Origin of the sequence: Bradyrhizobium sp. IC3123 (assembly GCF_020193625.1) — a bacterium.
GTDB lineage: Bacteria > Pseudomonadota > Alphaproteobacteria > Rhizobiales > Xanthobacteraceae > Bradyrhizobium > Bradyrhizobium yuanmingense.
Genome location: NZ_JADYVF010000006.1, coordinates 17,674 through 30,634 on the forward strand (window position 1 = coordinate 17,674; position 12,961 = coordinate 30,634).

Consider the following 12,961-nt stretch of genomic DNA (forward strand, 5'->3'; position numbering starts at 1 on the left):
GGCGATCAATCGTTCCACTGGAGGAGTGGCGTGCCGTAGGCCCTCCTCCAGACCGACAGAAAGCGCGGAAACCACGAGTGGGCCACGGCACCCTTATAGGCCCAGGTGCGATACTTCAGACCCTGCTCCGAAATCAGCTCCTGATAGCCGCCGTGGAGTTCGGTCGCGGCGCGAATGTCCTTCAGGATTCCTTGCGCGCAGGCCCGATAGGTATCGCCACCCGAGAACTCATCGTAATCCAGCATGCGGTCGGCAAATTCGACGTTGAACGTCGGCCAGGAGGAACGCCCCTGATATGCGGGAGCTGCAATCTTGTGGATCATCTTGGTCCGCGGGTTGTCCGCCGAAACCAGGAAGTGGAACGTGCTCGGAATGCGAAACCGTGGCTCGGCGATGATCAGATCCGTCGTGGCCGCGAACAGCGCGCGCTCGCTCGCCTCGCTCATATCCCAGAAGCCCCGATGCACGCTGACGAAATCCAATGCGACCGACGATGCCGGTGAGCTCGCCGGGCCGTCCAGGGAATGCCTGATGTAGCCGTTCTTGCCGAAGAGGCGGAGCAGATCCCTCTTGTGCTGCGCAAGGTCGCGCCCGAGCAGCCGCTTCAGCTCGTTCTCGCCGACGATCCCGAGCTGCACGCCCCACACGAAGGTCGTGTAAACGCAGGCATTGGTGACGAAACGCCGGCGCTCGGCGCGGGTATCCGTCGCCGCGGAGCGCGGGCCGTTGGCGTCGCACAGCAAATATCTGGTGCCGTCAGCGTCGAAGGACTCCAGCTCGCTCGCAAGCTTCAGGATCGCGCGCTTCAGGTCTCCGCCATATTCGGCCAGCAACAAGCGGCCGGCGTGCGCGCATTGCGACATCGCAAGGTAAGACGACGCCCTCTCCTCGGCAGAGATCATCTGCTGCAGACCGGCGAGAATGCCGAGCAGCGTATCCGAGGGTCGCGAAAAATAGTTCACGCCGAGATACCGGCCGCGCCCGGCCGGTACGATGGTCGTGGTGACCACGTCGGCGCGAACGGCCTCCAGCAGCAGGCGCACGCTCTTCTCGAGCAGACGGACCCGTCGCACGGCGTCCTGCGCATCCATGATGGTTTCAGGATCGAGAACGTCGGGATAGAACCAGGCGAAGTCGCGGGGGTAATAGGCCGAGGCGTGCGGTGCGCCGGTGACGAGGAAGGCCTCGGTCACCGAAAAGGCGCTGTCCATCGAGTGCCGATAGAGGTCCTCGATCGCCGACAACGAATGATGCGATTGTCTCAGGAATCGATCACCGAGGAAATTGACCGCCTGAAGGGCGTTGGCGACGAAGGTCGCAGCCATCCCCTGATAGAACCGGTTTTCACGATGTGATGGAAAAGAGATGTCGCTGTTCATGTCCGTCAATCGGCTGATTGTCTCGTGACCCTCGTGATGATGGCCACCATCTTAAACATGACTGATTCGTATCTCTACCCGGTGACTTGCGGGTTCGTGACGCTCGCCTAGGCCTTGCGCGGCCCGAAATTCTCGATCACCCGCAGCAGCACACGCGCTCCGGCATCGGCATCGGCAAGCGCGACATGCTCGTCCGGGTGATGGCTGATGCCGCCGCGGCAGCGGACGAAGATCATGCCGACATCGGCAATGTCGATCATCGCCATGCCGTCGTGCCCTGCCCCGCTCGGCAGCTCGAACACGGAGAAGCCTTCGGCTTCGATCGCTTGCGCGATCTGCTGCTTGAGCCAGGGCGCGCAGGGCGCGGTGCGGTTCTCGTGGGTAACGTCGAGCTGAAGCGCCAGCTGTCGCCGCTTGGCGATCGCCTCGATCTGGCGGACGACATCGGCCACCGCGCGCTTGCGATGCATGTCGGTCGGTGCGCGCATGTCGATCGTGAAGGATACCTCACCCGGAATGACGTTGGTCGCGCCGGGCCTCGCCTGGATGTAGCCCACGGTGCCGACGAGGCCGCCCTCGTCGGTGCGGCAAAATTGCTCGATCGCATTGATGCATTCGGCCGCGCCGGCGAGCGCATCTCGGCGCAGCGCCATCGGCACGGTGCCGGCATGACCGGCCATACCGGAGAGCCGGGCCGCAAGGCGCGTGGCCCCGGCAATGGCGGTGACGACGCCCACGGGCAGGTTCTGCGCTTCCAGCACCGGCCCCTGCTCGATGTGCAATTCGAGATAGGCAAGCAGCTCGCGCCGCGCGCGCGCGGCCGCACCGATATGGTCGGGGTCGAGGCCGAACTGCACGAGCGCCTCGCGCATCGACACGCCGTCGCGGTCGCGCGTATTCAGCACGCTCTGATCGAAGGTGCCGGCCACCGCACGGCTGCCGAGCAAGGTCGAAGCGAACCGCACCCCCTCCTCGTCGGCAAAGCCGATCACCTCGATCGCAAATGGCAGGCGCTTGCCGCGGCGGTTGAGATCGGCGACGCAAGAGATCGCCGTGATCACACCCAGCGGTCCATCCCATTTGCCGGCATCGCGCACGGTGTCGTAATGCGAGCCGAGCATCAGGCAGGGCATGTCCGGCCGGTCGCCTTCGTACCGTCCGCAGACATTGCCGATGGCATCGAGATGGGCGCTCATGCCGGCCTCGCGCATCCACTCCATAATGAGGTCCGCGGCCTTGCGCAGCTCCTTGCTGAGGAAGATGCGGGTGAGCTTCTCGGGCTCTTCCGAAATCGCGCCGAGCTCGTTGATCCGGCGAACGATCTCATTGCCGAGCGATGCATCGTGAACGGTACCAGCGCCCATCTCGGCGAGCTTTCCATCTTCTGAGGACACCGCGGTCCTGACGACAATCGATACAAGTTCGGTGCCAGCGGACATCCTCCGGCGCCGTCTCAGTCAGCGCGTGGTTAGCATGAATGCGCCTTGCCGGCCGACCGTCCGACGCGGGCCATGCACATGCGCGAGCAGGTTCTGGCTGCTCAACTCCTCTGCATACAATACCTTTATATTGCCTATAAATTAGACTGCCACTTTCCTCGCCAAGTTCAGAACGCACATCATTCGATATTTAATTCAAGTACTTATAAATAACTGCACGCTTCATAGTCTCTGGCACGAAGCTTGCGACATCTGATCCCGGCTCCGCCAAGCCGGCGCAGCCGTGAGATCAAGGCGGGGCATCCGCCAAGGGGAGCGAGCAATGGATTCTGGCAGGATTTCACGACGTCATGTGTTGCAGGGCGGCGCGGCCCTCACCCTCGGCGCGGCAGCGGGCCTCCACCCGGCTTTCGCGGCCGAGACCACCATCGGCTTCATCTATGTCGGCTCGCGCGACGACTACGGCTACAACCAGGCGCACGCGCAGGGCGCGGCGGCGCTGAAGAAGATTCCCGGCCTCAAGGTGGTCGAGGAGGAGAAGGTGCCGGAGACCGACGCGGTCGAGAAGACGATCGAGTCCATGATCAATCTCGACGGCGCCACCCTGCTCTTCCCGACCTCGTTCGGGTACTACAATCCGCACATGATCAAGATGGCCAACAAGTACCCGAAGCTCCGCTTCGAGCATTGCGGCGGCCTCTGGAGCGAGAAGGACCCCAAGAACGCCGGCAGCTATTTCGGCTATATCGACGAGGCTCAGTACATCTCCGGCATCGTCGCCGGCCTGACATCGAAGAGCAGCAAGCTCGGCTTTGTCGCGGCCAAGCCGATCCCTCAAGTGCTGCGCAACATCAACGCCTTCACGCTTGGCGCCAAGTCCGTCAATCCAAAGGCCACCACGCAGGTGATCTTCACCGGCGACTGGTCGATGCCGGTCAAGGAGGCCGAAGCCACCAACAGCCTGATCGATCAGGGCGTGGACGTGCTCACCTGCCACGTCGATGGGCCCAAGACCATGGTCGAGAACGCGGCGCGACGCGGCGCCTTCGTCTGCGGCTATCACACCAACCAGTCGGCGCTGGCACCCAAGGCCTATCTCACCGGCGCGGAGTGGAACTGGGAAGCGCTCTATCCGAAGTTCGTCAAGATGATCGCCTCCGGCGAAGGCATCCCGAATTTCTACCGCGGCGGCCTGAAGGAAGAGATCGTCAAGACCTCGCCCTATGGCGAAGCGGTCTCGGCCGAAGCGCGCAAGGCGGCCGACGCGGCCAAGGCAAAATTCCTGTCGGCAGAAGGCTTCGCCATCTTCAAGGGTGGGCTGGTCGACAACAAGGGCAAGACGGTGATCCCTGCCGGTACCGACCGCGGCCAGAAGGATCCTGAACTGGAGAAGATGGACTACCTGGTCGAGGGCGTGCTCGGAGCCACTTCGTGACGACGGAAGCGGCGGATTCCACGGACGCGGTCGGGACAGTCGCCCCGGCCGCCGATCCCGGTTTCCTCCAGCGTCACGGCGGCACGATCGAATATGTCCTGATCCCGGGCGCGGCGCTGGTCGGCGCGCTCGCGGTGTTCGGCATCTTCGTCGCGATGTTCGGCAAGAATCCGCTCGATCTCTATTTCTACATGTATTACGGCGCGTTCGGCACCTGGTTCTCCTGGCAGAACACGCTGACGCGCGCAGCGCCCCTGATCCTCACCGCACTCTGTACCGCGCTGCCGGCGCAGCTCGGCATGGTCATCATCGGTGGCGAAGGCGCGCTGCTGATCGGCGCGTTGTCGGCAACCAGCGCCGCACTCGCGCTTCAGGGCATGCCGCCGCTCGTCGTCCAGATCGCCATGGTCTGCGCCGGCGTGATCGGCGGCGGGCTGGGGATCATGCTCGCGGGTGGCTTGCGGCAATATCGCGGCGTCAACGAGACCATCTCGAGCCTGCTGCTCGTCTACATTGCGCTCGCGATCCTCAACCATCTCGTCGAGGGGCTGATGCGCGATCCCGCCAGCCTCAACAAGCCGTCCACCCGCGAGATCGGCGCCGCCAACATGATCGGCTCCATTCCCGGCACCGACGTGCATTGGGGCCTCGTGTTCGGCCTGATCGCCGCGATCGCCTCTTACATCCTGATCTATCACACCGTGTTCGGCTTCGCCGCGCGCGTGGCGGGCGGCAACATCCGTGCTGCGAAGATCGTCGGTCTCGGCGTCGACAAGCTGATCCTGACCGTCTGCTTCCTTGCCGGCGGCGCGGCTGGCCTCGCCGGCATGGTCGAGGTCGCCGCCGTGCAGGGACGCACCAACGCCAACCTCGCCGCCGGCTACGGCTTCACCGGCATTCTCGTCGCCTTTCTGGCGCGGCAGAATCCGCTCGCCATCATTCCCGTCGCGATCCTGCTCGGCGGCATCAGCGCCAGCGGCGGCCTGCTGCAACGCCGCCTGGGGCTGCCCGATGCGTCCGTGCTGGTGCTGCAGGGCATCATCTTCGTCTTCGTTCTCGCCAGCGATGCGCTCTACGGCCGCATCGGATTCCTGAAGGGAAAATCCTGAGATGGCAGACGGATCGATCGGCCTCTGGACCGTCCCGCTCGCCGTCCTCGGCGGCGCCATTCGCGTCTCCACCCCCTTCCTGTTCGTGAGCCTGGGCGAATGCATCACCGAGCGCGCGGGCCGCATCAATCTCGGCCTCGAAGGCACGCTGGTGATGGGCGCGATGAGCGCCTATGGCATCTCCTATCTCACCGGCTCTCCGTGGCTCGGCGTGCTTGCCGCCGGCATCACCGGCGCGCTGCTGGGTGCGCTGCATGCCGGCATCTGCTCGCTGCCGCGCGTCAACGACGTTGCCGTGGGCATCGCCTTGATGCTGTTCGGCACTGGCCTTGCGTTCTATCTCGGCAAGCCGCTGATCGAGCCGACAGCGCCGCGGCTGCCCGCCGTCGACTTCGGCTGGTGGAGCGACATCCCGCAAGTCCAGGCAGCGCTGCGCATCAACGTGCTGTTCCTGATCGGCGTGGCGCTGGCGCCAATCCTCTATTGGGCCTTCCGCACCACCCGCTGGGGCTTGCTCATCCGCACCGCCGGCGAGAGCGCGGATGCCGCACGCGCGATGGGCCATTCCGTGCTGCTGATCCGCCTGCGCGCCACCATGGCCGGTGGTTTCCTCGCGGGCATCGGCGGCTCGTTTCTGTCCCTGTTCTACCCCGGAAGCTGGAACGAGGGCCTTTCCTCGGGCCAGGGCATCACCGCCGTGGCGCTCGTGATCTTCGCGCGCTGGGATCCCCTGCTCTGCCTGTGGGCCTCGCTCGCCTTCGGCGGCGCGGCGGCGCTGGGTCCGGCGTTGCAATCGGTCGGCGTCACCTCTGGCTATCACCTATTCAACGCCGCGCCCTACATCCTGACGCTGGCGATCATGATCATCACCTGCTCGCCGAAGCGGACGCTGACCGGCGCGCCCGCCGAACTCTCGATCACACGGTAACACGCACGAGGTCGTCCATGCCCGAGCGCTACATCAAGTCCGAGCCCTATGCCTGGCCCTACAATGGTGATCTCCGCCCCGAGAACACCGCGCTGATCATCATCGACATGCAGACCGATTTCTGCGGCGTCGGCGGCTATGTCGACAAGATGGGCTACGACCTCTCGCTGACACGGGCACCGATCGAGCCGATCAAGCGGCTGCTCGCAGTGATGCGCAAGCAAGGCTTCCATATCATCCATACCCGCGAGGGCCACCGCCCCGATCTCTCCGACCTGCCCGCCAACAAGCGCTGGCGCTCGCGCCAGATCGGCGCCGGCATCGGCGATCCCGGCCCGTGCGGACGCATCCTGGTGCGCGGCGAGCCCGGCTGGGACATCATCGAAGAACTCGCGCCGCTACCGGGCGAGCCGATCATCGACAAGCCCGGCAAGGGCTCGTTCTGCGCCACCGATCTGGAGCTGATCCTGCGCGTGCGCGGCATCGAGAACATCGTGTTGACCGGGATCACGACCGACGTCTGCGTCCACACCACGATGCGCGAGGCCAACGACCGCGGCTTCGAATGCGTCCTGCTGCACGATTGCTGCGGCGCGACCGACAAGAGCAACCACGACCACGCGCTGAAGATGATCAAGATGCAGGGCGGCGTGTTCGGCGCAGTCTCGACCTCTGATGCCTTCATCGGAGCAATTTCGTGATCATCGGCGAAACGCCGCCGCCATCGGGCGCCTTCGGCGTCGATGCCATCGCCATGACCATGCGCTTCGGCGACTTCCTGGCGCTGGACAATGTCGAGCTGAAGGTGCGGCCGGGCTCGTTCCATGCGCTGCTCGGCGAGAATGGCGCCGGCAAATCCACCCTCGTCAAATGCATCATGGGCTATTACCACGCGACCGAAGGCGACATTCTCGTCGGCGGCCGCGAGCAGGCGATCGCCAACCCGAAGGATGCCCACGCGCTCGGCCTCGGCATGGTCTATCAGCATTTTACGCTGGTGCCGGCGATGACCGTTGCCGAAAATCTCGTGCTGGCGCGCGACGACGTGCCAGCCGTGGTGAACTGGCCGAACGAGATGAAGGAGCTGGAGGCGTTCTTGGGCCGCATGCCTTTCAAGGTACCGCTCTCCGCAAAGGTCTCCGACATCTCTGCCGGCGAACGGCAGAAGTGCGAGATCCTCAAGCAGCTCTATCTGAAGCGGCGCTTCCTGATCCTGGACGAGCCGACCTCGGTGCTGACCCCGGCGGAAGCCGACGAGGTGCTCGGCATGCTCCGCGACATGGTTGTGGAGGGCGAGCTGACCATCCTGATGATCACGCACAAGTTCCGCGAGGTCATGGCGTTTGCCGATGACGTCACCATCCTGCGCCGCGGCAAGCTCGCTGGAGCCGGCAAGGTTTCCGAGCTGACGCCGGACGCGATGGCCCGCACCATGATCGGTGCCGAGGAGTTGACGGTGCAGCCGCCGCGCACCGGCGAAGCCGGTCAGGCCAGGCTGGAGCTGCAAAAGCTCCGCGCGCTGGACGATGCCGGCGCCGTTGCCGTGCACGATGTCTCGCTCACCGTCCGCGCCGGCGAGATCGTCGGCATCGCCGGCGTTTCCGGGAATGGCCAGCGCCAGCTCGTCGAGGTGCTGGCCGGCCAGCGCGAGGCCGAAAGCGGGGAGGTGCGCGTCGCCGGCGATCCCTATCACGCAAGCCGCGAGGAGATGCGGCGGCATAGGATGTCGCTGCTGCCCGAGGAGCCGCTGAAGAACGCCTGCGTAGGCGGCATGAGCGTCGCCGACAACATCGCCTTCCGAGAATTCGACCGCGCACCCTTTGCAAGTGGCGGCTGGTGGCTCAATCCCAGCGCCTTTCGCGACGACGCGAGGACGAAGATTGCCCGGTACAAGATCAAGACCCGCACGCCTGACACGCCGATCTCGGCGCTGTCGGGCGGCAACGTGCAGCGCGCGGTGCTGGCCCGCGAGCTCGGCGGCGACGTCGAGGTGCTGATCGCGGCCAATCCCTGCTTCGGCCTCGATTTCGCGGCGGTGGCGCAGATCCATGCCGAGATCATGGCCGCGCGCAACCGCGGCGCCGCCGTCCTGCTCGTCAGCGAGGACCTCGACGAGCTGCTCGAACTGTCAGATCGGCTGGTGGTGATGTTCCACGGCGAATTCGTGTATGAAGCGCGGACCAGCGAAGCCGATCTCACGGTGGTCGGCCGCCACATGGCAGGACACTGAACGGAGGATCGATGGACGACGCATCCGGGCGCGACGAGCACTTGCTGCGTCTGTCCTTCGCGGTCGCCCGCCGTTCCCTCACCCATGGCAACCACCCCTTCGGCTGCATCGTCGTCGATGCCAGCGGCAAGGTGCTGATCGAGACTGAGAACGGCTACATGCCGGATCACGACGGCACCGCGCATGCCGAGCGGCTCGCAGCCACCCGGGCCTGCCGTACGCTCGATCGCGAGGTGCTGGCGAAGGCCACGCTCTATTCCTCAGCCGAACCCTGCGCGATGTGTGCCGGCGCGATCTACTGGGCCGGTATCGGCCGTGTCGTCTATGGCCTCAGCGAGCATCGCCTGCGCGGCATCACCGGCAACCATCCGGACAATCCGACGCTCAACCTGCCATGCCGCGAGGTCTTTGCCAGCGGCCAGCGGCCGACGGAGGTCGTCGGCCCACTGCTCGAAGACGAAGCCGAAGCGCTGCACGACGGCGTTTGGACGAAGTAGCAGCACATCCCAAAGGGGACGACACCGTGGAGTGCCGCATTGAGGCAGCCATTGCGGCCGCTGCGCTCCCCGCGATGGACGACCGACGCGTCCGTTGCTCAACATGGCGTCAGGTCTGCGCAGCGGGTTCCGATTTGCCTTGGACCGTCACAAATTTGCAACAGGCCGCTCGCAGACGCGATCGCCCCCAACCGTCCGGGTGCTGTTTGCGGGATATGATTGCTCGGAATCGATGACCGGCGCTGGGCCGAGAGCCTGCCGACGCGTTGAGCAAGGGATGATGCTTTTTCACATCTTACGCCGGGGTCCAAACTGGCCCAGTATTGAGGCACGTCACCCATGCAAGCGCATCAACGAATGTTAGATCCGACATCCAACGGCCAGCATTCCGGCGAGTCCCCGCTCCTGAGGACCATCGGCCTCACCAAACGCTATGGCGATTTCCTCGCCAACGATTGCATCGATATCGAGATCCGGCCGAGGGAAATCCACGCCCTGCTGGGCGAGAACGGCGCCGGCAAGTCGACGCTGGTCAAGGCGATCTACGGACTGATCCAGCCCAGCGCCGGCGAGATTCACTGGCAGGGCGAGCGGATCGTGCTGTCCGGTCCGTCCGAAGCGCGCATCCGCGGCATCGGCATGGTGTTCCAGCACTTCTCGCTGTTCGACAATCTCACGGTTGCCGAGAACGTCGCGCTCGGCCTCGACGGCAAGGAATCCTTCAAGGACATGTCGGCCCGGCTGGAACAGGTGTCGAAGACTTACGGTCTGCCGCTCGATCCCAGGCGTGAGGTGTGGCAACTCTCCGTCGGCGAGCGTCAGCGCATCGAGATCGTTCGCGCCCTGATGCAGGATCCGAAATTCCTGATCCTGGACGAGCCCACCGCGGTGCTGACGCCGCAGGAGGCTGACCAGCTCTTCATCGTGCTGGATCGCCTCAAGGCCGAGGGCCGCGCCATCCTCTATATCAGCCACAAGCTGGAGGAGGTGAAGCGGCTCTGCGACACGGCGACGATCCTGCGCGGCGGCAGGAAGGTCGAGACCTGCAACCCTCGGCTCGAAACCGCCGCCTCGCTTGCGCGGATGATGGTCGGCGGCGAGGTCAAGGAGGTGAAGGGCGCATCTGGCCGCAAGACCACCGTGCCGCGGCTCGTCGTCAACGATCTCTCGCTGGCTCCCGTCGAAGCGCACGGCGTACGGCTCGAGCACATCTCATTCGAGCTGAAGGGCGGCGAGATTCTCGGCATCGCCGGCGTCGCCGGTAACGGCCAGGACGAATTGTTCGCAGCGCTCTCCGGCGAGCGCCTCGCGAAGGCCCCCGGGACGGTGGTGATCGAGGGCATCGCCGCCGGTCACCTTTCGATCACCCAGCGGCGCAAGCTGGGGGCGGCCTTCGTTCCCGAGGAGCGACTCGGCCACGGCACCGCGCCGCGGATGAGACTGTCGGAGAACGCGCTGCTCACCGGCCATGCCGCCAGCGGCATGGTCCGTCGCGGATTCATCGATACGGCGGCTACGCTGAGAACGGTCGACCGCGCCACCGAAACCTTCGACGTCCGCAAGGCCAAGCGCGATCCCGAGGCCGCCAGCCTGTCCGGCGGCAATCTGCAGAAGTTCATCGTGGGACGCGAGATCCTGCGCAATCCCGCGGTGCTGGTGGTGAGCCAGCCGACCTGGGGCGTCGATGCCGGCGCCGCCGCCGTCATCCGTCAGGCGCTGCTTGATCTCGCCACCGCAGGCGCCGCGGTACTCGTGACCAGCCAGGATCTCGACGAGCTCGCCGAGATTGCCGACCGCATCGCCGTGATGTTCCACGGCAAGCTGTCGGCTCCGCTCTCGGCACGCGAAGCAAGCCGCGAGAAGCTGGGCCTTCTGATGGGCGGCAGCAGCCTGCAGCCAAAGGAGATCGCGCATGCAGCTGGTGCTTGAGAAGCGTGCCGAGCGCTCCGGCACGATCGCGCTGGTGTCCCCCCTGATCGCGATTGGCCTCACGATCGTGACCATGGTCATCCTGTTCGCGATCCTTGGCAAGAATCCACTGCTTGCCCTGCACGCCTATTTCATTGCGCCCCTCACCGACGGCTATTCGCTCCAGGAGATCGCGGTGAAGGCGACGCCGCTGGTGATGATCGCGATCGGCCTGTCGCTGTGCTATCTCGCCAACGCCTGGAACATCGGCGCCGAAGGGCAATTCCTGATCGGCGCAGTCGCGGGAAGCTGGATCGCGGTGAAGACGCAAGGTACTGATGCCGGCGCCTGGGTGCTGCCGGCTATGCTCGTCCTCGCCGCCGCTGCGGGCGCGCTCTATGCGCTGATCCCGGCGATCTGCAAGGTGAAATTCGGCGCCAGCGAGATCCTGACCAGCCTGATGCTGGTCTATGTCGCCGACCTCTTCCTCGACTATCTCGTGCGCGGCCCCTGGCGCGATCCGCACGGCTTCAATTTCCCGACCACGGCCGAGTTCGATCCGGTAGCGACCGTGCCGTTGCTGATCGAAGGCGGCCGGCTGCATCTCGGCTCGATCATCGCCCTGCTCGTCGTCGCGGCAGCCGCGATCCTGCTCGGGCGCACCATCAAGGGTTTCGAGATCCGCGTGGTCGGCGCCGCGCCGCGCGCCGCGCGGTTCGGCGGCTTCAACGCCAACCAGCTCATCATCCTGACCTTCGCCGTCTCCGGGGCGCTGGCCGGGCTTGCCGGCATCATCGAGGTGGCGGGTCCAGTCGGGCATCTCCAGCCCGGCATCTCGCCAGGCTACGGCTTTACCGCGATCATCGTCGCTTTCCTCGGCCGGCTGAACCCGCTTGGAATATTAGTTGCAGGCCTCTTCCTCGCGTTGACCTTTATCGGCGGCGAGCAGGCGCAGATCGCGATGAAGATTCCGCTGGACGTCACCAAGGTCTTTCAGGGCATTCTGCTGTTTTACGTGCTCGCCTGCGACTCCCTCATTCTCTACCGCTTCAAGCTGGTGTTCCCGAACAAGGTGGTGGCCCGTGGAGCTGGTTGAGGCCATCATCCTGGCGGTACTCGCCGCGTCGACGCCGCTGTTGCTGGCCGCGACAGGCGAACTCGTGGCCGAGCGTTCCGGCGTGCTCAACCTCGGGGTCGAAGGCATGATGATCGTCGGCGCGGCCTGTGGCTTTGCCGGCGCCTGGCTGACCGGATCGATCTTTATCGGCGCGCTGTTCGGCATCGTCGCGGGCACGCTGATGTCGCTCGTCTTCGCGCTGATGGCACTCGGGCTCGCCGTCAACCAGGTCGCAACCGGCCTCGCGCTGACCATCTTGGGTGTTGGCCTCTCGGGTCTGATCGGCGCCGGCTTCGTCGGCGAGCGCATCACGCCGGCCGTGCAACTCGTCATTCCCGGTCTCACTAATGTCCCCCTGATCGGCCGCGTGCTGTTCGGCGAGAATGGTTTCGTCTATTTCTCGATCGCACTGATCGTCGCGGTTTGGTGGTTCCTGTACCGCACCCGGGCAGGCTTGATCCTCCGCGCCTGCGGCGACAATCACGTTTCCGCGCATGCGCTCGGCTATCCCGTCCTGCGCATCCGCACCCTCGCCGTGATGTTCGGCGGGGCCTGCGCGGGTCTTGCGGGCGCCTATTTGCCGCTCGCCTATACGCCGTTCTTCATTCCGGGCATGACCGCCGGCCGCGGTTGGATCGCACTGGCGCTAGTGGTGTTCTCGTCCTGGCGGCCGGGCCGGCTCGTCATCGGCGCCTATCTGTTCGGCGCGGTGACGATCCTGCAACTGCATGCGCAAGGATGGGGCGTCGGCATTCCCTCGCAATTCATGTCGGCGCTGCCTTATCTCGCGACGGTCATCGTGCTGGTCCTTATCTCCCGAGCGCGCACCGGCGGCTCGACCGCGCCGGCTGCGCTCGGTACGGTGTTCGTGCCTGACCGCTGAGTTTCATTCCAAGGCGTGCGCGATGGGGCGCGCATG

General features: G+C 65.2%; 11 protein-coding genes. 9 read left to right on the plus strand and 2 right to left on the minus strand.

The window, feature by feature from the left end; genetic code table 11:
* Positions 1-5: 5 nt before the first annotated feature.
* The gene (locus I6F20_RS20700) at positions 6-1,379 is read right to left on the minus strand and encodes a hypothetical protein (protein WP_225127628.1); all 1,374 of its coding nucleotides are present in this window, start codon (positions 1,377-1,379) and stop codon (positions 6-8) included.
* 107 nt (positions 1,380-1,486) lie between these two features.
* Positions 1,487-2,743 (minus strand): allantoate amidohydrolase, encoded by a 1,257-nt coding sequence (locus tag I6F20_RS20705; RefSeq protein WP_225127872.1) that lies wholly within the window; start codon positions 2,741-2,743, stop codon positions 1,487-1,489.
* Between the two features lie 397 nt (positions 2,744-3,140).
* On the opposite strand from I6F20_RS20705, the gene I6F20_RS20710 reads away from it, so the two are divergent.
* From I6F20_RS20710 to I6F20_RS20750, 9 genes are all read left to right on the plus strand, one after another.
* Positions 3,141-4,253: a BMP family ABC transporter substrate-binding protein gene (locus I6F20_RS20710; protein WP_225127630.1), complete on the plus strand. Its 1,113-nt coding sequence runs from the start codon at positions 3,141-3,143 to the stop codon at positions 4,251-4,253.
* Positions 4,250-5,362: an ABC transporter permease gene (locus tag I6F20_RS20715; protein WP_225127631.1), complete on the plus strand. Its 1,113-nt coding sequence runs from the start codon at positions 4,250-4,252 to the stop codon at positions 5,360-5,362. Before I6F20_RS20710 ends, I6F20_RS20715 begins: the two co-directional genes overlap by 4 nt.
* A gap of 1 nt (position 5,363) precedes the next feature.
* Entirely contained in the window at positions 5,364-6,290 is a 927-nt protein-coding gene (locus I6F20_RS20720) for an ABC transporter permease (protein ID WP_036007718.1), read from the plus strand.
* Between the two features lie 17 nt (positions 6,291-6,307).
* A complete protein-coding gene (biuH, locus tag I6F20_RS20725) occupies positions 6,308-6,991 on the plus strand; it encodes a biuret amidohydrolase (RefSeq protein ID WP_057028619.1) in 684 nt (227 codons plus the stop codon).
* Positions 6,988-8,520, plus strand: coding sequence for an ABC transporter ATP-binding protein (locus I6F20_RS20730; protein WP_225127632.1), 1,533 nt, complete (start codon positions 6,988-6,990; stop codon positions 8,518-8,520). The genes biuH and I6F20_RS20730 overlap by 4 nt, the downstream gene beginning before the upstream one ends.
* 11 nt (positions 8,521-8,531) lie before the next feature.
* Entirely contained in the window at positions 8,532-9,017 is a 486-nt protein-coding gene (locus tag I6F20_RS20735; RefSeq protein WP_057028617.1) for a nucleoside deaminase, read from the plus strand.
* A gap of 357 nt (positions 9,018-9,374) precedes the next feature.
* Complete coding sequence (locus I6F20_RS20740) at positions 9,375-10,946, plus strand: ABC transporter ATP-binding protein (protein ID WP_225111996.1); 1,572 nt, start codon at positions 9,375-9,377, stop codon at positions 10,944-10,946.
* Complete coding sequence (locus I6F20_RS20745; protein ID WP_109142970.1) at positions 10,930-12,021, plus strand: ABC transporter permease; 1,092 nt, start codon at positions 10,930-10,932, stop codon at positions 12,019-12,021. Before I6F20_RS20740 ends, I6F20_RS20745 begins: the two co-directional genes overlap by 17 nt.
* Positions 12,008-12,925, plus strand: coding sequence for an ABC transporter permease (locus I6F20_RS20750; protein ID WP_109142969.1), 918 nt, complete (start codon positions 12,008-12,010; stop codon positions 12,923-12,925). The genes I6F20_RS20745 and I6F20_RS20750 overlap by 14 nt, the downstream gene beginning before the upstream one ends.
* Positions 12,926-12,961: the final 36 nt, after the last annotated feature.